We start from the raw sequence: 22593 nt of genomic DNA, 5'->3' as shown, positions 1-22593 counted from the left end.
TGCCAGTTGAGATCCAATCGCAGCTTAGCCTTGGGGACTGTTACTATCTGCGCTCTTTTTTTCAGTTTCAGGATCAGATTGATGAAAGTCGCCATTCTCTCCGGTTCGGTCTACGGCACCGCCGAAGAAGTCGCCCGCCACGCCCAGAACCTGCTGAAAGCCGCTGGCTTTGAAACCTTCTACAACTCACGCGCCAGCCTCGCCGATATCCAGTCCTTCGGACCTGAAGCGTTCCTTGCCGTGACGTCAACCACTGGCATGGGCGAGTTGCCGGACAACCTGCAACCGCTGTATTCGACTATCCGTGATCAATTGCCGGCAGCGTGGCGCGGTATGCCGGGTGCGGTGATTGCCTTGGGCGACGCCAGCTATGGCGATACGTTCTGCGGCGGTGGCGTGCAAATGCGTGAGCTGTTCTTCAGCGAACTGGGGCTGCGCGAGGTGCAGGACATGCTGCGTATCGACGCCAGCGAAAGCGTCACTCCGGAAACCGACGCCGAGCCATGGCTGGCGGATCTGATCGGCGCGCTCAAGGGCTGATCGGCCGCTCGCCCAACAGGGCCAGCCAGGCTTGCGCGGCTTTCGACAGGTAGGCGCCCTGACGCCAGATGAAGGCGATGTCCCAGCGTAAATAGTCCGGCGCGCGTAAGGTCAGGCGCACCACGCCAGGCCGTACCAGACCGCGCGCGACCACGCTGGGCAACAGCACCACGCCTTGCCCGGCCGCCACCAGCGCTGCGAGAAAATCCGCCTGACCGCTACGGCCGCCTTCCTTCGGCGTAAAGCCCAGTTGCTGACAGGCCTGGAGCAAGCGGTCGTTGAGCACAAAGCTGCGCTGATAGAGCAGGAACGGCGTGTCGGCCAGTTCTTCCAGCCCGATCTCACCCCGATCGGCCAGCGGATGATCCGCCGGCAGCAACGCATCAAGTTTCTCATCGCAAAATGGCTGGAAGTCGAACTGCGGATCTTTCGGCAGCAGACTGCCACCCAACTCCAGTTCGCCGCTCAACACCGCTTGTTCGATGTTGCGGCTGCCGCCTTCAAGCAACTGAATGCTGATATTCGGGTAGCGCCGCCGGTATTCGGCAAACAGCCCGGCGAACAGCGCATCACTGCCCAGCAGCGGCAAACCGAGGCGCAGTTCGCCACGGGCCAGATGACTGAGGTCGTCCAGCTCAACGAGCAACTCATTGCGCAAACGCAACATGCCTTCAGCGCGTTGCAATACCACGCTGCCAGCCGCCGTCAGGCGCAGCTGTGAGCCCAATCGTTCGAGTAATGGCGTGCCGAGGCTCTGCTCCAGCTGCGCGACTTGTTTGCTCACTGCCGACTGGCTGATGTGCAGGGTTTTCGCCGCTTGAGTGAACCCGCCCTGATGCATGACTTCGACAAAACTGCGCAGCTGTTTGAATTCCATTGGCCTGATTCCTTTTTGGAATGGCTGCGAGTCTAACAATTCGCTTCTGGGATGGCAGGCCGCTTCGTAAAATAAGCGCCTGTCAGGAGCCCATCATGAACGCCTCAAACCTCAAACATCTTTCCCGTCTGGTCGCCGAGCTCGCCGTGTTGCTCGGCCTCTACCTGCTCGGCTGCCAACTTGCCCTCTGGCTGACCCTGCCGATTCCCGGCGGGGTGATCGGCATGGCGCTGTTGCTGCTGGCGTTCGCTTTTGGCTGGGTCAAACCGGCAGCTCTGCAACTGGGGGCGGGCTTGTTGATGGCCGAGATGCTGTTGTTCTTTATTCCGGCGCTGATGAGTCTGCTCGACTACGGCGCGTTGTTGCGCAATGACGGCTGGCGGATTCTGCTGGTCATCGCCGCCAGCACGTTGATGGTGATGCTGGTGACCGCCTTCACCGTGGAAGTGGCCGTGCGCCTGAGGCGTTCCCATGAAGCTTGAACTGATGCCGATGTTCTGGCTTGCCTTCACCTTGCTGGCGTATCTGTTCAGCCGCTGGATTTATCGGCGTACCGGGCGTTACCTGTTGTCGCCGCTGATTCTGGTGCCGGCATTGCTGCTGGCACTCGCCGTGCCGCTGCACACCGCTTACGCCGAATACTCCAGCAACACTCATTGGTTGATGCTGGTACTCGGCCCGGTCACGGTCGCTTTCGCCGTGCCGATCTGGCAGCAGCGGCGTTTGTTGATGCGGCACTGGTCGGCATTGTTACTGGGCATGCTGGCCGGCAGTGCGGCATCGATCGCCACCTCGTTCGGTCTGGCCAAGGCGCTGGCGCTGGACAGTTCGGTGACGATGTCACTGGTGCCGCGCTCGATCACTACGCCGTTCGCCATGCCGCTGGCGCAGGACCTCGGTGGCGTGCCGGAACTGACGGCGGTGTTTGTGATGTTCACCGGGGTGTTCGGTGCAATGCTCGGCGGCGTGCTCTTGAAGTGGCTGCCGTTGCGCAGTGCCCTGGCGCGGGGCGCGCTGTTCGGTGTCGGCGCGCACGGTGCCGGGGTCAGTCGAGCCCATGAAGTGGGTGGCGAAGAAGGCTCGGTGGCGGGGCTGGTGATGGTGCTGACCGGTTTGCTCAATCTGTTCGCCGCGCCATTATTGGCGTCGTTGCTTTGACATGGATCCAAGGTGTTTACGTTGCTGACCCGCTCAGTCATCAAGCTGGCTGGCAATGCAACTACGCGATCGACTGCGCCTGACTAGACTGCTGACACGTACAAAACAATAAGAACGCAGAGGTGCATACAGTGAGCGTAGCCCCCGTCCAGTCGTCCCTTAATGTCAAAGACCAGGTCAGCGCCGCCGAGTGGCAGACCCGTGTCGATCTCGCCGCTTGTTATCGTCTGGTTGCCTTGCATGGCTGGGACGATCTGATCTTCACGCACATTTCCGCCAAGGTGCCGGGCACCGAAGATTTCCTGATCAATCCGTTCGGTCTGATGTTCCACGAGATCACCGCGTCGAGCCTGGTAAAAGTTGATCAGGCCGGCAACAAACTCATGGACAGTCCTTACGAAATCAACCCGGCCGGCTACACCATCCACAGCGCCGTGCATGAAGTGCGGCACGATGTCGTGTGTGTGCTGCATACGCACACCGCCTCGGGCGTGGCGGTGTCGGCGCAGAAGCAGGGTGTGTTGCCGATCAGTCAGCAGTCATTGTTCGTGCTATCGAGCCTGGCCTATCACGGCTATGAAGGCGTGGCGCTGAACCACGAAGAGAAGGCGCGCCTGCAGGCCGATCTGGGCGAGAACAATTTCCTCATGCTGCACAACCACGGCCTGCTGACCTGCGGCGGCACCATCGCCGACACCTTTCTGATGATGTTCACCTTCCAGCGCGCCTGCGACATCCAGGTGATGGCGCAGACCGGTGGCGCTGAACTCATCGCCATCGAACCGCAAATTCTGGCGGGCGCCAAGGCGATGATCGCCGGCGTCACTAAAAGCGCTCAGGGCATGGGCGGCGCGCTGGCCTGGCCCGCGCTGCTGCGCAAACTCGATAAACAAGACCCCGGATATAAACTCTAATGCCTCTTGCCGAGATTCCTCTGTGTGTCTGGCGTAAACGCAGCCAGACGTTTGTCTTTCGTGGCCAGCCGATCCGTTACTGGACAGCGGGGCAGGGTGAGCCGCTGCTGCTGATCCACGGCTTCCCGACCGCCAGTTGGGACTGGCATTACCTGTGGCAGCCACTGGCCCAGCGTTATCGGGTGATCGCTTGCGACATGCTCGGTTTCGGCGATTCGGCGAAACCGGTCAATCACCGCTACAGCCTACTGGAGCAAGCGGATTTGCAGCAGGCATTGCTCGCGCATGTGCAGGTCGAGCAACCGCTGCATATCCTCGCCCATGACTATGGCGATAGCGTCGCGCAGGAACTGCTCGCCCGGCATTACGAAAAGCAGATCGAGGTCGCCAGTTGTGTGTTCCTCAACGGTGGACTGTTCCCGGAAACCCATCGTCCGGTGTTGGTGCAAAAGCTGCTGCTCAGCCCATTGGGCTGGATGATCGGCCGGGCCTTTACCCGCGACGCGCTGGTGAAAAGCTTCCGCCAGATCTTCGGTCCGCAGACCCGCCCGAGTGAAAGTGAACTGGATGATTTCTGGAGCCTGGTCGACAGCAATCGCGGCCCACGGATCATGCATAAACTGATCAGCTACATTCCCCAGCGGCGGGTGCAGCGTGATCGTTGGGTGGCGGCAATGCAGCGCGGCGAAGTGCCGTTGCGGGTGATCGTTGGCGAAGTTGATCCGATCTCGGGTGCGCACATGGTCGAGCGTTATCGCCAGCTGATTGCCGATTCAGACACCGTGCTGTTGCCGGGCATTGGTCACTATCCGCAGACCGAGGCGCCGGTGCAGGTGCTTGAGCACTACCTGGCATTTCGTGATCGTTTTGCGCTGCTACCGCGCAAGGTCGCGTGTTCCTAACGATCTTTTGACTTTTGATTTTGCGCTGCACATCATCCCCCAGCCTTATCGCGCACCATTCAGCCCCAGCCGTGTTCGTTGTGACCGAAAGCCCCGTGCCTGACACTCGGAACAACTGTCCCTTGGCCTGCTGGAGTTGCCGCGATGAATGAGTCTGTGCGTTTCGAAGATAAAGTCGTGATTGTCACCGGAGCCGGTGGTGGCCTCGGACGGGCTCACGCACTGCTGTTCGCCAAGCAGGGTGCCAAAGTGCTGGTCAACGACCTCGGCGGCTCGACCCAGGGCGAGGGCTCCAACGCCTCCGCCGCCGACCGCGTGGTGGCGGAAATTCGCGAAGCCGGTGGCATCGCCGAAGCCAATCACGATTCGGTCACCGACGGCGACAAACTGGTGCAAAACGCCCTCGACGTCTTCGGTCGTGTCGATGTGGTGGTCAACAACGCCGGCATTCTGCGCGACAAGACCTTCCACAAAATGGACGATGCCGATTGGGATCTGGTGTACCGCGTCCACGTCGAAGGCGCCTACAAAGTCACCCGCGCCGCCTGGCCGCACCTGCGCGAGCAAAACTACGGCCGGGTGATCTTCACCGCCTCGACCTCGGGCATCTACGGCAACTTCGGCCAATCCAACTACGGCATGGCCAAGCTCGGTCTCTATGGCCTGACCCGCACGCTGGCCATCGAAGGGCGCAAGAACAACATCCTGGTCAACGCCATCGCGCCGACTGGCGGTACGCGTATGACCGAAGGCCTGATCCCGCCGCAAGTGTTCGAGCAACTGAAGCCGGAACTGGTCAGCCCGCTGGTGGTGTACCTGGCGAGCGAACAGTGCCAGGAGACTTCCGGGCTTTTCGAAGTCGGTGGCGGCTGGATGGGCAAGGTGCGTTGGGAGCGCAGTCTGGGCGCCGGGTTTGATCCGCGAGTGGGGTTTTCGCCGGAGGATGTGGCGGCGCATTGGCAGCAGATTTGTGATTTCGAAGGGGCGGCGCATCCGAAGGACAATATTGAGGCGCTGAAGGAGATGATGGCGAATTTGCAGAAGTATTCGCTTGAGTAGTTCGGCCACCCGACTGATGTAAATCGCAGTCGGGTAGTTTTTCTGTGTTTTATTCGTAGCGTTTGTCTGTCATGAATGCCGGCGGTTTCCAATTAGGACCTTTGATCGTTTTTCCATTTTCATCATAGGCCAATACCCCGTCTCTAAAGAGCGAGTTGTACGTGTCTACAAAGACAGCGTGGGGAACTTTGTCCTTTCGATATCTTGCATACATTTGATCGATGCGCATGGGGTGAAAAGCTAGTGCAAAGAGAGAAATAACATCTGCCACCGACTCGTTTTTTATAATTTTCTCGACAGTGCTCATTGGCCGAAACTCCTCAGGTCGTTTTGATATTCTCGTTCATCTTGAGCGTTCATTGCGTTGATTGCCTCTTCGTTGTAGAGCAAGGTCAATTCGCTGCCGAGTTTGTAGTCCTCTAGTGTCGCGGTATGCGCATTGTTCCATATCGGAGACTCATCAGAGGGGGATGAGTCATCGCTATAGCCAAAATTTCTGTATCGCTCAAGCTCTCTCAATTCGTGAGTGTAGTAGCGCAGATCAGTGTCAGTGGGATTCAAGTTCTCGTTCAAAATTCGTTCTAATCCTTGAATCATGATGTCGTTAGCATCTGATTGGTTGAACCTCGCTACATGTAGTTTCACTGCATTGATTCCAGCTTTTGTGATCGCCGCCGTGCGCCAATCCAGATCAAGTATTGGTCCACCAGACAGCTCTGGGTTGTAAATCCTACCGCTGTATTTACCTTTGACATAACCACCCGCGTACGGACTGCTAAACACCACATAAAGCGGCGCAATCCCCGAGTCATCCGGAAACACAATGATGAATCGTTCCCAGCCCTCGACCAGAATCGGATGCAGATCCAGACGCCCCTCAACCGGGACAATCGGTGCGCCGGAATATGCGGTCGACTCGGTTTCAACCATTGGCGATTCGGTCGAGCTGTTACCCGGAGAGATGGCGGGTGTCCAGGTCAGGAAGTCGGTTGGCGAATCCGGGAGCGCGGCCTCGTAAACATCATTCAGCAAGTCGTAAGCCGCATTCAGAACCAGCACGCTCGAGCGAATATGAAAGTCATCGGTTGAGGCGACGAATACTTCCGCGCCAGCGCCGAGTGGGCGGACGCCCAAGCCTACCGGCATCTCCAGCGTGCCTTGTCGGTCGGCTATATCGCGCAGTGTCTGCGCAGACTCCGACGACAACTCGGAAAATGGAACGCTGATGGCAAACCGCTCGCCGTTTCCCAGGCGTGACGGCATCAATAAAGCCGCGAAACCTATCAACACCGGGCTGCCGAACAGCGCGGCGCCAGATGCTTTTACGGTCAGTAAACCTGAGCGCAGTGCATTGAGAATTGCGGAAGACGTCGCCGGGGGAAGACGTATGGCTGTCGAAGCAAAGGAGAAATGCGGGCTGGTTGAAGCCACTACTCCTGACGCAGCATAAACACGTTGAATCTCTGGCGAATGGTGCCCCAGATTTTGAGCGTCAGCCTCAGTCGTAAAGTCCGGTTCAATGTCGTGCAGCCCAGGTTCATTTCCCAATTGCTGCTGGTTCTCTAATGTCGCCAGATGAGCTTGGCGTTTGGCTAAGGCGGTCGCGGTATCAAGGACTTTGTGGCGAAGTTCCATGCTCTTTTTATCTGCTTGAACCTGCTTTTGTATCGCCTCAATGCGCAGTTCCATTTCCGCTTGAAGGCGAGCCTGCTCAGCGGCGAACACCCGTGCGGCTGTTTCAGCGTTGGCTTGTGCTTCAGCCAATGCGATCCTCAATTGCGCAATCCGCTCTCTTTCCCGAGCTTCAGCATCGGCATTGATCCGCGCCACTTCAGCGGCCAGGCGAGCCTGTTCAGCATCCCGGCGTTGTTTCTCTGCGAGTGCGGCAAGCCTTGCCTGTTCCCGAGCCCGGACTTGTTCCTGCTCTCGGCGTGCTGCTTCGGCAAGTTCTCTCTGCCGTTGTTGTTCGGCTGCGATCCGCGCACGTTCTGCCGCCAATCGCTGGGCTTCTTGCGCAGCGGCAGCCGCTTGCGCCTGATCATTGGCCAGCACGGCGGACAGCCAGTTCTGCACGTTGATTTGCTGTTGATTGAGAAGCTGGACAGTCTGGTTTAACAGCCTCGCTTCATGGGCGGCCCGATAGGACTGACTCCATAGCTCTCGCACGGGCGGGCCTGCGCGGTTCGTTCGCCGGATAGCCGAGGCCTGATTCAGAAAATCATTGAAGTTTTTACCCAGCGGATCACTTCCAAAAAAACGATTGGCAATAGTGATCTGCTCGTGAAGTTGAGCGGACTTGTGTTGAATGAGGGTATTTCTTACATCCAGTTCGCGGACTATTGCTGCCGCGGGTGGTAGTGGACTGGTTGACCGTTCCAACCGTGTTGCAGCGAGTTCATTCTCAATGGATTGAGGCAATAAGATGGACTTGGCACTGAACTCCTGTTCCAGGGCGACTTGAGTTTCGTACATTAATTCGCGGGTTTTATGGGTGGCGCCTGCCGGCCCAAACATGCCGCTATAGGAATAGCCCTGATTGCTTTCCTTGAAGGGGTCGTAATGATCAGGGGCGGGTGCATTAATATGTGTTGCATCAAGTATCAAGGGTGGAGGTCTTTGCATATTCATGTCCTTTTGAATTACGTGGCAGCTCGCTGGAAAGTAGGCGCGGGCGATAGTGACTTCCGTGTCACCGGAGAATATTTGAGGTGTTTCAAGTTACATCAGAATTGCTGTTGCAAAATCCGAGAAGCTCGTAAGTAACAAGGCGTTGTTTTGAGAGGTTTTTCGCAGACTAATAACGAAGTGAGGAGGATTCTTCTGCGCAGCAGGAAAGGTCCGACGCTTTTCTCGGAGTGTTTTTACAGTTCGTAGGGATGCCTTTTTCAACAGCCATAAAAAAGGCCGCTGCAAACGCAGCGGCCAAGGTAAGACGTTGGATCAAGGAGCTACAAATCAACGTCAGTGAACACCGGGGCGATAAACCGAATCATCGATTCATCTGAAATCTGTCAGCAGTGACCTGAATTGCTCAGTAGCCAAGGCTGGGTGCTTTTCGACGTATCCCGTGAAAGCCCGTTCAGAATACGGATTTGAATCCGTAGGAAAAATACCGATTCCAGACATGCACTGTTACGGGGCATGTAACAGTTTGCCGCGCACCCCCTGCGCCATGCGCTGCGCTGCGCTGATGATCGACTATCCAGCCGACTCATGTCCCGCGCAAAGCCGCGTCTCGCAGGGGCGTTCATCCTTTCGAGCGACAACACAAATACCTCCTTGGTGCGCTTATCGACCCGGTCACCCGGCAGTAGGGTGGGGCCTTCTGTCACTCACCGGGGAAGACGCATGACAACGAAAACAATGCGCGCCATCTTCACACCGCAGGCGCTGGCAGCCGCGGTGGCTCTGGGTTGCTGTGCCCAGGCGCAAGCGGTTTCGTTCAACATCGGCGAAATCGAGGGTACGTTCGATTCGTCGCTGTCGGTCGGTGCGAGTTGGGGCATGCGTGATGCCGACAAGTCGCTGGTTGGCACGGTCAACGGTGGCACCGGGCAATCCTCGACCGGTGATGACGGGCGCCTGAACTTCAAGAAAGGCGAGACTTTCTCGAAAATCGTCAAAGGCATTCACGACCTTGAATTGAAGTACGGCGACACCGGTGTGTTCGTGCGCGGCAAGTATTGGTACGACTTCGAGCTCAAGGACGAAGACCGCGAGTTCAAACAGATCAGCGACAAGGGCCGCAAGGAAGGCGCCAAGTCGTCCGGCGCGCAGATTCTCGATGCATTCGTTTATCACAACTATTCCATCGCCGATCTGCCGGGCACGGTGCGCGCTGGCAAGCAAGTGGTGAGCTGGGGTGAAAGTACTTTCATCGGCAACTCGATCAACAGCATCAACCCGATCGACGTGTCGGCGTTCCGGCGCCCCGGCGCAGAGATCAAGGAAGGGCTGATTCCGGTCAACATGCTGTTCGGATCCCAAGGCCTGACGGATCAGTTGACCGTCGAAGGCTTCTATCAACTGGAGTGGGATCAGACCGTTCTCGACAACTGCGGTACGTTCTTCGGCGTCGATGTGGCGGCGGACGGTTGCAACAGCGGCTACACCGTCGGCAGCCCGGCGATTGCGCCGTTGGTGCCGTTGACCACAGCTTTTGGCCAAGGCATTCAGGTCACTCGCGAAGGCGTGGTGATCCCTCGTGGTGGCGACCGCGATGCGCGGGATTCCGGGCAGTGGGGCACGGCGTTGCGCTGGCTCGGTGACGACACCGAGTACGGCCTCTATTTCATGAATTACCACAGCCGCACGCCGACGGTGGGCACCACCACGGCAGGGCTTTCGACACTGGCGGCCTTGCCGGGCATGGTCGGCATCGCCAATGGCTTGGCGCCGGGCAGCGGTTCGGGCCTGGCGCAGAGCGTGATGCTCGGGCGTGGCCAGTATTACCTCGAATACCCGGAAGACATTCGTCTGTACGGCGCGAGTTTCTCCACCACGCTGCCCACCGGCACCGCGTGGACCGGCGAAATCAGCTACCGGCCAAACGCCCCGGTGCAGGTCAGCACCAACGACCTGACCCTGGCGTTGCTCAACCCGATTGCCGGTGGTGCGGCATCTCCGATCGCGACCAGTCCGGGCTCTGACAACAAGGGTTACCGGCGCAAAGAAGTCACGCAGATTCAGAGCACCCTCACGCACTTTTTCGATCAGGTCCTGGGCGCCGAACGCCTGACCGTTGTCGGTGAAGCGGCGGTGGTGCGGGTCGGCGGTCTGGAGTCACGGAGCAAGCTGCGTTATGGCCGCGATTCGGTGTACGGCCAATACGGTTTCGGCGGCGATACCGACGGCTTCGTCACCTCGACCTCATGGGGCTACCGCGCCCGGGCCATCCTCGACTACGCCAACGTGATCGGCGGCATCAATCTCAAACCCAACCTGTCGTGGTCGCATGACGTCGCCGGTTACGGCCCCAACGGCTTGTTCAACGAAGGCGCGAAAGCGATCAGCGTCGGCGTCGATGCCGACTACCGCAACACCTACACCGCGAGCCTCAGCTACACCGACTTTTTCGGCGGCGATTACAACGTCCTCGAAGACCGTGACTTCGTCGCCCTGAGCTTCGGCGTGAACTTCTGATCTGCCCGAGAAGGATGAAAGCAATGCGCAAAATGATTCTGCAATGCGGTGTGCTGGCCCTGAGTCTGCTGGCGGCCAACGTGATGGCCGCGGTATCTGCGGAGGAGGCCAACAAACTCGGCACCAGCCTGACGCCGCTCGGCGCCGAGAAGGCCGGCAACGCCGATGGCTCGATTCCGGCCTGGACCGGCGGCATCCCGAAAAACGCCGGGGCGGTGGACAGCAAAGGCTTCCTTGCCGACCCGTTCGCCAGTGAAAAACCGTTGTTCACCATCACCGCAGCCAACGTCGACCAGTACAAAAGCAAACTCTCCGACGGCCAGGTCGCGATGTTCAAACGCTACCCGCAAACCTACAAGATCCCGGTTTATCCGACCCACCGTACCGTCGCCGTGCCGCCGGAAATCTATGAGTCGGCCAAGCGCAGCGCGCTCAATGTCACCAGCATCAACGACGGCAACGGTCTGGCCAATTTCACCGGTAATCGCTATTACGCTTTCCCGATTCCGAAGAACGGCGTCGAAGTGTTGTGGAACCACATCACTCGTTACCACGGCGGCAATCTGCGCCGGATCATCACTCAGGTCACGCCGCAGACCAACGGCAGCTACACGCCGATCCGCTTCGAAGAAGAGATCGCCGTGCCGCAACTGATGAAGGATATCGATCCGGAAAAAGCCGCCAACGTGCTGACCTTCTTCAAGCAGTCGGTAACGGCCCCGGCGCGCCTGGCCGGCAACGTGCTGCTGGTGCACGAAACGCTTGATCAGGTGAAGGAACCGCGTCTGGCGTGGATCTACAACGCCGGTCAGCGCCGCGTTCGCCGTGCCCCGCAAGTGGCCTATGACGGGCCGGGCACCGCAGCCGATGGCCTGCGTACCTCGGACAACTTCGACATGTTCTCCGGCGCCCCGGATCGCTACGACTGGAAACTGGTCGGCAAGAAAGAAATGTACATTCCGTACAACAGCTACAAACTCGATTCGCCGAAGCTCAAGTACGACGACATCGTCAAGGCCGGCCACATCAACCAGGACCTGACCCGTTACGAATTGCACCGGGTCTGGGAGGTGATCGGCACGGTCAAGCCAAACGAGCGGCATATCTACGCCAAGCGCCACATGTACATCGACGAGGACAGCTGGCAAGTGGCGCTCGCCGACCACTATGACGGTCGCGGGCAACTGTGGCGTGTCGCTGAAGGCCACGCGCAGTACTACTACGATCACCAGGCTCAGGCCTACACCCTCGAAGCGCTCTACGACATCATCGCCGGCCGCTACATTGCCCTGGGCATGAAGAACGAAGAGAAGCACAGTTTCGAATTCGGCTTCGAAGCCAAGGCTGCCGATTACACGCCGTCGGCCCTGCGGGCAGAGGGCGTGCGGTAACGCTTTCGATACATAGGCTGAACAAAAGGCGACCGCATGGTCGCCTTTTTTATGGGTCTCGATCAGCGTGCTGAATATTCATCAACAAGTACTCGGGAGAGGTCTAGGGTTGCCGCATAACTATAAAAAGGCCCACTGTGATGACCGCTATGACTGCGTGTCTGGATCGTCCGGGATTTTTGCCCCGGCTGTCTTCCCATCACCAGCCGCGCCCGCGACTGAGCGCACCGTTGCTGGAGTCGCTGGCGCGGGTCAAGTTGCTCTGCGCCCCCGCTGGCAGCGGTAAAAGTGCGCTGCTCACAGAGTGCATGCTGCAGGCGCCTGCACATTGCGTGGTGCACTGGCTGCCCCTGGCAGGGGGCGCGTTGACTGTCAGTGAGTGTTGTCGGCGTCTGGCGCATTTGCTTGGGCTGGCCGACAGTGACGAAACGACGCTGTCCATGGCGTTGGCGCGTTGCGCGCAGCCGACCTGGTTGGTGCTCGACGATTATTGCCGTCAGCCCGATCCGGCGCTGGATGCGCTGCTTGATCGCTTGTTGGGGTTAAGTCATCCGGCGTTGACCTGGTGGATCGGCACCCGCCGGCGTCCTCACTGTAATTGGCCGCGTCTGCTGCTCGACGGCGAATTGTTTGAATGCGAAAGCGCGACGCTGGCGCTCACGCAGGCAGAGATTGCTCAGGCGCTCAGGCACTTGTCGCCTGATCAGGCGGTGCATGTCGCCGGGCGTATCGTCCAGCGCACCGGCGGCTGGTGTGCTGGCGTGCGCATGGCGCTGCTGCAAAAGTGCGACTGGGCGCAAGGCAACCCGCCACAGCAACGCGTCGACACGCTGCCCGATTATCTGCAACACGAACTGTTCGTCAATCTCTCGCCGGAGTTGGCCGAGGCATGGCGGGTGCTCGCGCATATGCCACAGTTCAACGTTGATCTTTGCGAACACTTGTTTGGGGCTGGCGAGGGCGGGCATTACTTGCGCGAGCTGCAATCGCGCGGTTGTTTTATCGAACCGTTGCGTGAGTCGGGCGAGTGGCTGCAGATTTTTCCACCGCTGGCGCAGGTCATGCGCGAGGAACACTGGCCGGCTGGGCGCTCATGGCATCGTCGGGCCTGCCAATGGTTTACCTCGGTGCAGGATTGGCGCAGCGCTTTTGAACACGCATTGCTGGCCGAAGAATACGAAGCAGCGGTCAGCCTTTTGCAGAACTTCAGTTTCGAGGATCTGTTTGAGGAGCAGACGGTCGTGTTGATGTTGCGCCTGCATGAGTTGCGCGGTGAAGAGCTGACACTGGCGACTCCGCAACTGGTCGGGTTGATGACGGCTGCACTGTTGTTTGCCGGACGTTTCGAACAAGCGGCGCAGTGCATGGCGCATCTGCGGCGGTTCCTGCCGCAACCCTCGGCACAGCAGGAGCGGCAGTTGATCGCGCGCTGGCAGGCGCAACAGGGTTGGCTGTTGCATTTACAAGGGCAAATGGCGCCGGCACGCGAACACTTCCAGCAAGCATTGGCGGAGCTTGCCGTCGACGCCTGGCCGGCGCGCTTGCTGTGTTTGTCGGCGCAGACCCAACAGGCGTTGCTATGTGGCGAACTGGAACAGGCTCACGCTATCAGCCGCGTGGCGCTGTGTCTGGCGCGGGCACAAGGATCGTTGCTGTTCGAGGGCCTGCTGGAGCTCGATCATGCGCAACTGCTGGAGCAGCGTGGCGCCCCGGCTCGCGCCGATCGTCTGCTCGCCGGTGTCGAACTATTACTCTGCCAGCGCGCGCAGCGGCCGGTACCACTGCTCGGGCGCATCGCTCTGCGTCGCGGTCGATTGGCATTGTGCATGGGACAGGATGAGGCGGCTGAAGCGTTGTTTGAGTCTGGCCGGGAAGCCTGCCTGAGCAGCCAGGACAAACGCGTGCTATACGGCTATCTGGGGCAGGCGCAGCTAGCGGCCAACCGCAGCGATTATGCACTGGCGTTCGAGCGACTGCGTGAGGCGGAACGAGTGATGCAACAAAGGCAGATTCCGGATACGGTTTATCGCGGTGTGCTGTTACAGGTCAGCAGTCAGTTCTGGCTGCAACAAGGGCGGGCTGAGTTGGCGCACGAGACGTTGACACGACTGCTGCGTCATTACCGTGGACCGCAGGCCCTTCAGGCGCCCCCCGCGACACTGGAGCTTATTGACCGTATCGAGTATTTGCTGGCCTGTGCCAGTGTGAAGTTACACGCGAACAACGACTGCCTGTCGCAGATCGAGCAGTCGTTGAAACAGGCGCAGGCCAGGGGCATGCTGAATCTGCAAACCGAATTACACCTGGTCATCGCGCAACTCGCCACATCGAGTGGCGATGTATCACTGGCGCAGCACGCCTTCCAGCAAGCGCAAGTTCTGGTGGAACGCTGTCAGTTGCATCAGGCCTTGCGTGAGTGGCGGCTGCGTCAGAAACACCCCATAGTAGCCCCGATGATACCGCAGGCAACTTCACGAGTTGATTCGGCGGATGAGTCGATACTCAGCCGTAGGGAACTCGAAGTGTTGAGCTTGATTGCCTGCGGTGAATCAAATCAGCAAATTGCCGAGCAACTGTATATTTCGCTACATACAGTAAAAACCCATGCAAGAAGAATCAACGGGAAACTCGGTGTCGCCCGTAGAACTCAAGCAGTCGCCAAGGCGAAATCGATCGGCCTGATTTAAAGTTGTTGCATGTTGGAAATTGAACGTGTTGCCATGTTTTTCATGATATTAAGAAAAGCTGCAATGTATATAGCTTGAAATGCAGCTGTTCTTCTTGTTTTTTGCAAAGGTCTCTATCTTGCGCTGAATCTTGAGGTGGCATGTCGCTGCCGAGAATCTGGACGGGAAAGGCGTAAAATGCAAAAAACATATAATAGTTTAATGCTCGGTTCTGAGGGTGATAAAGTCACTTGGACGGAGGAGTGGGATAAGGCGCTTCAGGCGCAGAAACACCTCTCTGTTATCGTCGATAAAATACCGACCGTGCGTTTCGTTGCCCGTCTGGCTTTGCAAAATGAATTGCAGCGGCGTAAGAAAGCGGTGGACCTTGATAAGGTGTATATCAATGTTATAAGTGATGATTATCAGATTGAACGGCGACCTTCTGGAACGCTTGTAGATGTGTTGATCTACTGCCTCGACACAAACACGGTGCCAAACTATTTGGGCGGCGAGGGCGATGGGGTTTATTACCTTCCGGATACCTTCAGTGATAAATTCAGGGTGGCAGGTTTCAGTATTGTCGATGTTGAAAGTGTCGTTACCGCAACCCTTGGGTCTTTTGAGGCCAGTCTTCGCTCGGAACTGAACAACTATTGGGCGGCTCCGGCGACAGATTCCTCTGGGCAGGCAGGGATGACCAATCAGCAGGAATTTAAAAAAGCCTACGCTCAGATGCTGGCAGCGGAACTATCGCTTGCCGTGATGACGATGGGTATCAGGGAGGCTCTGGCTAGTCGATATTCAGACCTGTTAAGCATGGACAGCGGCGATGGGGTTTATCGCGCGGTGGTGGTACCGGAACAGGAATATCTGACTGCTCGCGGCCCCAGTATCATTCTCGACAATGCGGCGCGCACGCATTCGCAGATGAATTTGCTCAATGACAATACCGACTATGTGTTGCATACCCCGGATAAAGGGTTCGAATTTTTTGCGAGCAATCTTCAATTGCATAAAGAGCTCCTCTCTCGTTTGGGCGTGTCTGATACCCAGGTCAAATATCCAAAAGTCACTCAAGGTGTTTTTTCACTCAGCGCCGGCGCTCATTTGCAAGGTCAGCTTGAAACACTTTCGATATTGATGCATGACCGTGGTCGCTCTGAACGCCCGTTAACTGAGCAGCTACAGGAAAATCAGAGTCTGTTTGTTTTGCTCAGTGATATAGAACTCCGTTTGACGCGGGTTTTTGATGCGCTGAGGCGCTTGGATTGGCCGCTCTGGTTGCTGAAGTCCACTCATGAGATTCAGCGTCGCTATATAGCGCTTGAAGACTCTAAGAATAATTACGATACAGAATATCAGGCAGTTTTTGATTCCTGTTTCTCGTTTCAGGAACATGTCAGGCGTGCGTTTTCCGATTGGACCAATAGTGCATTTGGTGAACCACTGGACTCTGAAAAAATTGAAGTGCATAGCCTCTACTCAATGCAGGTGGGTGGGCGCACTATTGAACAGGAAGATACCCGGACCCTGACGGAATTCATTGCTTTCGGCCTGCACGACGAAGGTTTCCGAGCAAAGCTGACGATCAAGGGCGCGCCTGTCGGCAGCAGGCTTTCTGTCGCAGCCCTTGAGCAATGGTTAGTCAACCGCAATATGCGGCTGCAGTTTACCGCTAATATACCGGCAGCTCCGTCACGCGAATTTCAGCAAGCCTATTGGAGTCACTTGTACAGCAAGATGGAGCTTGCGTTGTTCATCGCTCACCAGTCCGGATATTACTCTGATGCAGACGCCGAAATCATTCAACGCGCGATGGGCCGCGATCCATCGGTGTTTATCCGGGGTGTGAAGCTGGAGTACTTAGAGTCAGCCCTGAAGGACGTGATTGTTTTCAATGTGCGGGAAAGTCAGGCGTACTTTATATTTCTCAGAACATCTGCAGGAGCATTTGAGTTCATAAAGTTTGCAAACGCTTTCGACATGAAGAAATGGTTTGAGTCCTCTCTGGGCGCTGATCGTGACTATGCTGCGTCGTTGATAAGACCAGACGCTTTGCAGGATGCCGGAATTCTGCAGGGCGCAAACCGTGCACCGCTGCGCTATGAGTATAAAATCGGTACCCGACATGCTGAGTTGTTTAATGGCAGCATCGGAACACTATTCGATTATATAAACGTTGCTTATCAGAATGAGGTGGTCTGGCATAAGGCTATTGCCCCTAATCATTATGGGCAGTTGGGTGTCGAGGGACGCAGACGATATGCTCGGTTACATACGGAGTTAAGAGCGATTTCGACCATAGAAGCAAGGGAAAATGGTTTTCCTTCATTTGAAAAATTTACTTACGATGCAGTGAAGGAGGTACTTCAGCTAGAGCTTGGATCCCGTCAGGTAAATGTCAATATCGATCCGGATTTAATTATTGTGCAGGCTGAAAGCTTTCGTCGAAGCTTGACGGATCTTTTGATTGAAGGGCTTTCGTTTGAAACAAGCCATCCCAGTTTCGCAACAAAATTTGATCCGTACTATTACATGATCGGTGGACATCCGGAAATTAAAGAACTGGATATCCGGGACTTATCCCAGTTGTCGAAAACATTTCGTCCCGGCGATAGATATACAGAGATGCTCAAGGGTGAGTATCTGAAGCCAGACCGCCCGGATTACGCGTTCAGGCGAGCGGTCTACGCAAAAAAAATTCATTGCCAGATGCATTATGATGCAGTGTCCGGCTTTGTTGATGGGAAACTGTCAAATGGGCTTCTCATCGCGCTGCAAAGAATAATTGACCGTGTCGGTGAGGGGCGTGGTAATGAAAATGCTGTACATAGTATTTTAGATGAAGGTTTGTACAAACTTCACATCAATACGGGGTTGACCGATTTTAGTAGTCGTTTTGTCGAAGGGGCCTACATCTTTCGGATAAAGAACGGTAATGGGTTTCTTGATTTGATGTATACCCCCGATGCTCCGGACAGGGTTTCGTTTCGGGCGGTCAAAGATTTCTTTACCGGCATTCAATATCGTTTAAGTCCATTCAGAGAGTATTACTTGGATCGCCTTCAGTTGATCGACAAGGAAGTGGTTGATAAGTTTTTCAACACTACAATGGCAAAAGTTGATGCTCCTGCTCCGATCAAGCCCTATTACCCAGGCAGGGTGAGTGATCTACGAGAACTGCACACTGACAGAATTCGCCGTGTTTTGAACGATATCGACGAAAAAACTACCAGTTTGACGGAGGTCATTACCGGTCTGATCTATGAGAATGTGATCAGGGTGGCGAATATCGTCAGCATTCTGGTACCGCCCGTAGGGACTGTCGTGGTGGCGGTTCAGTTAATGAAAAGCCTTTATGACGGAGCGCACGCGTACCAGCGCGGTGATTACTCGGCAGCCTTGGGCCATGGCAAGGAGGCATTGATCGGCCTGTTCACCCTTGGCAAGGCGAGTGCGGCTGGCGGCGCCGCGAAGAAAGTCACAAGCGCTCAGCGAACGTTTCTCAGCATTGTCGGAGATGCGCGAACTGCCGCGCAGTTTGTTACCGAAACAATGGGGCTGAAAACGCCAGATCAACAGTTGATCGATTTCCTCAAGGAACTGATAGAAGATCAAGTCACGAGCCGTAGTAAGACATCAGTGCGTTGACCGCCCGATAAGCGGATGCGGCCAACAGCGTCAATCAGTTCGCCGCGTCGTAACCCATGCGCCAACTCACGGCCCGCGTCGCATCGAGCAATCGTTGCGCCGCCGGGCCGTTTTCGTCGGCGTGGAACAGTGAGGTCGGGCCGACAATGGTCAACACCGCAGCGATCTGCCCGACCGCATTGAACACCGGCGCTGACAACGCATCCACACCCGGCATCAGCAACCCGTGCACATGATGCAGGCCGCGTTCGCGGATCTGTTCGCACAAGCTGGCATAAGCCTTGCCATCGGCCAGCGGATGATCGGCAACGGCGATTTCCTGCTCACGCAATTCGTCGGTTTCCCGATGCGGCAGGTAGGCACTGAACACCAGGCCGGTCGAGGAACTGAGCAGCGGCAACACCGAACCCAGTTGCGTTACCACTGTCACCGCACGCACCGCCGGTTCGATGTGCACAACGGTCGCTCCCTGATTCCCCCACACCGCGAGAAAACAGGTTTCGTTGAGTTCGTCGCGCAACTCGGCCAGTGGCAGGGCGGCGACTTTCAGCACGTCCATACTGTTGAGTGCGGCCAGGCCCACGCGCAGCGCTTCACGACCGAGACCGTAATGGTTGGTGGCGGCGTTTTGCTCGGCAAAACCCGAGGCGATCAACGCCTGCAAATAGCGATGCACCTTACTCGCCGGCATCTGCACATGTTCGGCCAGACGCGACAGCGAAGTGGACGGCGACAACTCGGCCAGGGCCTTGAGGATGTCGGTGCCGACTTCGGCGGAGCGGACTTTCTGTTTGCCGTTACTGTCGCTGGTTTTTTCCATGGTGTTGCCGGGATCCGAAAACGAATGGGCGTCTTTATAGCTTGACGCTGGATGGCGAGCAAATTACGTTATGCGTAATCGAATTACGATAATAACAACCCCGGCGTGCCGAAACCTCTGAGCCAGAGCGATGGGCCATTGCCGACTCCCTGTTCAGGAGGCTCCATGAACCTCGATTCAACCGCGTCGACGCTGGCTTATCAGTCCGGTTTCGGCAACGAATTCAGCTCTGAAGCGTTGCCCGGCGCGCTGCCCGTTGGCCAGAACTCCCCGCAAAAAGCTCCCTACGGCCTTTACACCGAATTGTTCTCCGGTACCGCGTTCACCATGACCCGCAGTGAAGCGCGGCGTACCTGGATGTACCGGATCCAGCCGTCGGCCAACCACCCGGCGTTCGTCAAACTGGAGCGGCAACTGGCGGGCGGTCCGTTGGGTGAAGTGACCCCCAATCGCCTGCGCTGGAACCCGTTGGACATCCCGAGCGAGCCGACCGATTTCATCGACGGCCTGGTCAGCATGGCGGCTAACTGCGCTGCCGAAAAACCCGCCGGGATCAGCATCTACACCTACGCCGCCAACCGTTCGATGGAGCGCGTGTTCTTCAACGCCGACGGTGAGCTGCTGCTGGTGCCGCAACTCGGGCGGCTGCGTATTGCCACTGAATTGGGTGTGCTGGAAGTGGCGCCGCTGGAAATCGCCGTGTTGCCGCGCGGTCTGAAATTCCGTGTCGAGCTACTCGATCCTCAGGCTCGCGGTTACGTTGCCGAGAACCACGGCGCGCCGCTGCGTCTGCCGGATCTGGGGCCCATCGGCAGCAACGGTCTGGCCAATCCGCGTGACTTCCTGACCCCGGTCGCCGCCTACGAAAACCTGCAGCAGCCGACCACACTGGTACAGAAATTCCTCGGCCAGTTGTGGGGTAGCGAACTCAATCACTCACCGCTGAACGTGGTCGCCTGGCACGGCAACAACGTGCCTTACAAATATGACCTGCGCCGTTTCAACACCCTCGGCACGGTCAGTTTCGATCATCCGGACCCATCGATCTTCACCGTGCTGACGTCGCCGACCAGCGTGCACGGTCTGGCCAACCTCGACTTCGTGATCTTCCCGCCACGCTGGATGGTGGCGGAGAACACCTTCCGTCCGCCGTGGTTCCACCGCAATCTGATGAACGAATTCATGGGCCTGATTCAAGGCGAATACGACGCCAAGGCTGAAGGTTTCGTGCCCGGCGGCGCCTCGCTGCACAGCTGCATGAGCGCCCATGGCCCGGACGGTGAGACCTGCACCAAGGCGATCAACGCCGAGCTCAAACCTTCGAAAATCGACAACACCATGGCCTTCATGTTCGAGACCAGTCAGGTGTTGCGCCCGAGCCGTTTCGCCCTCGACTGCCCGCAACTGCAATCCACTTATGACGCCTGCTGGGCCACGCTGCCCGCCACGTTCGACCCGACCCGGAGATAACCCATGACTCAGACTTCCATCACCCGCAGTTGGGTCGCTTCGGCCAACGGCCACGCCGAATTCCCGTTGCAGAACCTGCCGTTGGGCGTGTTCAGCATTGAAGGCGGCGAGCCGCGTAGCGGTGTCGCCATCGGCGATCACATTTTCGATCTGCAAGTGGCGCTTGAGGCCGGTTTGTTCGACGGCGTTGCTCGCACAGCGGTTGAAGCCATGCACGGCGGACAACTGAACGCGTTCTTTGAACTGGGGCGCGAAGCCCGGGTTGCCTTGCGCGAGCGACTGCTGGAACTGTTCAGCGAAGGCAGCACCCTGCGCGGCAACATCGAAGCACAAGGCGCAAAACTGCTGCCATTGGCCGCCGATTGCCAGATGCATTTGCCGGCGCGCATCAGTGACTACACCGACTTCTACGTCGGCATCGAACACGCGCAAAACGTTGGCAAACTGTTCCGCCCGGACAACCCGTTGCTGCCGAACTACAAGTATGTACCGATCGGTTATCACGGTCGGGCTTCCACCGTTCGTGCGTCGGGCACTGACGTGCGTCGTCCGAAAGGCCAGACCCTGCCGGCCGGCGCGAGCGAGCCGACGTTCGGCCCGTGCGCACGTCTGGACTATGAGCTGGAACTGGGCATCTGGATCGGCCAGGGCAACGAGATGGGCGAGTCGATTGCGATTGGCGATGCCGCTGAACACATCGCCGGTTTCTGTCTTCTCAATGACTGGTCAGCCCGCGACATCCAGGCCTGGGAATACCAGCCATTGGGTCCGTTCCTGTCCAAAAGCTTCATCACCAGCGTTTCGCCATGGGTGGTCACGGCTGAAGCGCTGGAGCCATTCCGCACTGCACAGCCAGCACGTCCTGAAGGTGATCCGCAGCCGCTGCCGTATCTGTTCGACCAGCGCGATCAAGCTGCAGGCGCTTTCGACATCGAACTGGAAGTGCTGCTGCTCACCGAGGCGATGCGCGAACAGAACCTGCCAGCCCATCGCCTGACCCTGAGCAACACCCGCTACATGTACTGGACCGTAGCGCAGATGGTCGCGCACCACAGCGTCAACGGTTGCCAGTTGCAGGCCGGTGACCTGTTTGGTTCGGGCACCTTGTCCGGCCCTGAAAACGGTCAGTTCGGCAGCCTGCTGGAAATCACCGAGGGCGGTAAAAAGCCGATCGAACTGGCGTCCGGCGAAGTGCGTAAATTCCTTGAGGACGGTGACGAAATCATCCTGCGCGCTCGCTGCGCCCGCGACGGTTTTGCCTCCATCGGTTTCGGCGAATGCCGCGGCAAAGTGCTGGCGGCGCGCTGACAGGAGCGGCTTATGGATCTCTATACCTATTACCGTTCGACCTCGTCGTACCGGGTGCGGATCGCATTGGCGCTCAAGGGCCTCGATTATCAGGCGTTGCCGGTCAATCTGATCGCGCCGTCCGGTGGCGAGCATCGGCAAACGGCGTATCTGGCGATCAATCCGCAGGGGCGGGTGCCGGCCTTGCGTACTGACGAAGGCGAACTGTTGATCCAGTCGCCGGCGATCATCGAGTATCTGGAAGAACGTTATCCACAGATGCCGCTGTTGCCCGAAGACCTCGCTGCCCGCGCTCACGTGCGCGGCGTCGCGGCGGTGATCGGTTGCGATGTGCATCCGCTGCACAACGTCAGCGTGCTCAATCGCCTGCGTCAGTCGGGGTATGAAGAGCCGCAGGTGGTCGAGTGGATCAGCCACTGGATCAGCCAGGGACTGGCGACGGTGGAGCAGTTGATTGGTGAGAGCGGATTCTGTTTCGGTGAGTGGCCGTGCCTGGCGGATGTTTACCTGATCCCGCAGTTGTACGCGGCAGAGCGGTTCAATGTTTCGCTGGAGGCTTATCCACGGATCTGTCGCGTGGCGGCGTTGGCTGTCGAACATCCGGCGTTCATCAAGGCGCATCCGGCCAACCAGCCAGATATACCGTAATACTCCCTGTGGGAGCGAGCCTGCTCGCGAATGCTGAGTGTCAG

At 57.6% G+C, this 22593-nt stretch carries 17 protein-coding genes; 13 read left to right on the top strand and 4 right to left on the bottom strand.

The window, feature by feature from the left end:
- Positions 1-81 precede the first annotated feature (81 nt).
- Positions 82-540, top strand: coding sequence for a flavodoxin (locus tag ATI02_RS10335; protein ID WP_100846215.1), 459 nt, complete (start codon positions 82-84; stop codon positions 538-540).
- Here the strand turns inward: ATI02_RS10335 and ATI02_RS10330 are convergent.
- The gene (locus tag ATI02_RS10330) at positions 530-1417 is read right to left on the bottom strand and encodes a LysR family transcriptional regulator (RefSeq protein ID WP_095190893.1); all 888 of its coding nucleotides are present in this window, start codon (positions 1415-1417) and stop codon (positions 530-532) included. The genes ATI02_RS10335 and ATI02_RS10330 overlap by 11 nt on opposite strands.
- Positions 1418-1512: 95 nt before the next feature.
- On the opposite strand from ATI02_RS10330, the gene ATI02_RS10325 reads away from it, so the two are divergent.
- The 5 genes from ATI02_RS10325 (at position 1513) to ATI02_RS10305 (ending at position 5450) form a co-directional block, all read left to right on the top strand.
- Positions 1513-1899, top strand: coding sequence for a CidA/LrgA family protein (locus tag ATI02_RS10325; RefSeq protein ID WP_095190894.1), 387 nt, complete (start codon positions 1513-1515; stop codon positions 1897-1899).
- On the top strand, positions 1889-2575 hold the full coding sequence (locus ATI02_RS10320; RefSeq protein ID WP_095190895.1) for an LrgB family protein: 687 nt from the start codon (positions 1889-1891) through the stop codon (positions 2573-2575). The genes ATI02_RS10325 and ATI02_RS10320 overlap by 11 nt, the downstream gene beginning before the upstream one ends.
- A gap of 131 nt (positions 2576-2706) precedes the next feature.
- Positions 2707-3489 carry a class II aldolase/adducin family protein gene (locus tag ATI02_RS10315; protein WP_093436071.1) on the top strand — a complete coding sequence of 261 codons (783 nt, stop codon included), beginning with the start codon at positions 2707-2709 and terminating at the stop codon, positions 3487-3489.
- The gene (locus ATI02_RS10310; RefSeq protein WP_100846214.1) at positions 3489-4391 is read left to right on the top strand and encodes an alpha/beta fold hydrolase; all 903 of its coding nucleotides are present in this window, start codon (positions 3489-3491) and stop codon (positions 4389-4391) included. The genes ATI02_RS10315 and ATI02_RS10310 overlap by 1 nt, the downstream gene beginning before the upstream one ends.
- Positions 4392-4535: 144 nt before the next feature.
- Positions 4536-5450: an SDR family oxidoreductase gene (locus tag ATI02_RS10305; protein ID WP_100846213.1), complete on the top strand. Its 915-nt coding sequence runs from the start codon at positions 4536-4538 to the stop codon at positions 5448-5450.
- A 49-nt stretch (positions 5451-5499) separates the two neighbouring features.
- Here ATI02_RS10305 and ATI02_RS10300 read toward each other — a convergent pair whose 3' ends face one another.
- Positions 5500-5757 carry an immunity protein gene (locus ATI02_RS10300; RefSeq protein ID WP_100846212.1) on the bottom strand — a complete coding sequence of 86 codons (258 nt, stop codon included), beginning with the start codon at positions 5755-5757 and terminating at the stop codon, positions 5500-5502.
- On the bottom strand, positions 5754-8072 hold the full coding sequence (locus ATI02_RS10295) for an S-type pyocin domain-containing protein (protein ID WP_100846211.1): 2319 nt from the start codon (positions 8070-8072) through the stop codon (positions 5754-5756). The genes ATI02_RS10300 and ATI02_RS10295 overlap by 4 nt, the downstream gene beginning before the upstream one ends.
- 726 nt (positions 8073-8798) lie before the next feature.
- Between ATI02_RS10295 and ATI02_RS10290 the strand changes: the two genes are divergently transcribed.
- The 4 genes from ATI02_RS10290 to ATI02_RS10275 all read left to right on the top strand — a co-directional run bounded on the left by ATI02_RS10290 (position 8799) and on the right by ATI02_RS10275 (position 18303).
- Positions 8799-10592, top strand: a complete 1794-nt coding sequence (locus ATI02_RS10290) for a DUF1302 domain-containing protein (RefSeq protein WP_100846210.1) — start codon at positions 8799-8801, stop codon at positions 10590-10592.
- 23 nt (positions 10593-10615) lie between these two features.
- Positions 10616-11983, top strand: coding sequence for a DUF1329 domain-containing protein (locus tag ATI02_RS10285; RefSeq protein ID WP_100846209.1), 1368 nt, complete (start codon positions 10616-10618; stop codon positions 11981-11983).
- 140 nt (positions 11984-12123) lie between these two features.
- On the top strand, positions 12124-14670 hold the full coding sequence (locus ATI02_RS10280) for a helix-turn-helix transcriptional regulator (RefSeq protein WP_100846208.1): 2547 nt from the start codon (positions 12124-12126) through the stop codon (positions 14668-14670).
- Positions 14671-14847: 177 nt separating this feature from the next.
- Positions 14848-18303, top strand: coding sequence for a DUF6543 domain-containing protein (locus tag ATI02_RS10275; RefSeq protein ID WP_100846207.1), 3456 nt, complete (start codon positions 14848-14850; stop codon positions 18301-18303).
- A gap of 34 nt (positions 18304-18337) precedes the next feature.
- On the opposite strand, the gene ATI02_RS10270 is transcribed toward ATI02_RS10275, so the two are convergent.
- The gene (locus ATI02_RS10270) at positions 18338-19123 is read right to left on the bottom strand and encodes an IclR family transcriptional regulator (protein ID WP_095188761.1); all 786 of its coding nucleotides are present in this window, start codon (positions 19121-19123) and stop codon (positions 18338-18340) included.
- A 165-nt stretch (positions 19124-19288) separates the two neighbouring features.
- On the opposite strand from ATI02_RS10270, the gene hmgA reads away from it, so the two are divergent.
- The 3 genes from hmgA to maiA are packed head-to-tail and all read left to right on the top strand — an operon-like array spanning position 19289 to position 22549.
- Positions 19289-20593 carry a homogentisate 1,2-dioxygenase gene (gene hmgA / locus ATI02_RS10265; RefSeq protein WP_100846206.1) on the top strand — a complete coding sequence of 435 codons (1305 nt, stop codon included), beginning with the start codon at positions 19289-19291 and terminating at the stop codon, positions 20591-20593.
- Between the two features lie 3 nt (positions 20594-20596).
- Positions 20597-21901, top strand: coding sequence for a fumarylacetoacetase (fahA, locus tag ATI02_RS10260; protein ID WP_095188763.1), 1305 nt, complete (start codon positions 20597-20599; stop codon positions 21899-21901).
- Positions 21902-21913: 12 nt separating this feature from the next.
- On the top strand, positions 21914-22549 hold the full coding sequence (maiA, locus tag ATI02_RS10255; protein ID WP_100846205.1) for a maleylacetoacetate isomerase: 636 nt from the start codon (positions 21914-21916) through the stop codon (positions 22547-22549).
- The last annotated feature ends 44 nt before the right edge of the window (positions 22550-22593 follow it).

Source organism: Pseudomonas baetica, assembly GCF_002813455.1.
In the GTDB taxonomy this organism is placed as follows: Bacteria; Pseudomonadota; Gammaproteobacteria; order Pseudomonadales; family Pseudomonadaceae; genus Aquipseudomonas; species Aquipseudomonas baetica.
The sequence above is the reverse complement of the archived record's forward strand: the minus strand, read 5'-3'. Positions and strand labels throughout refer to the sequence as shown.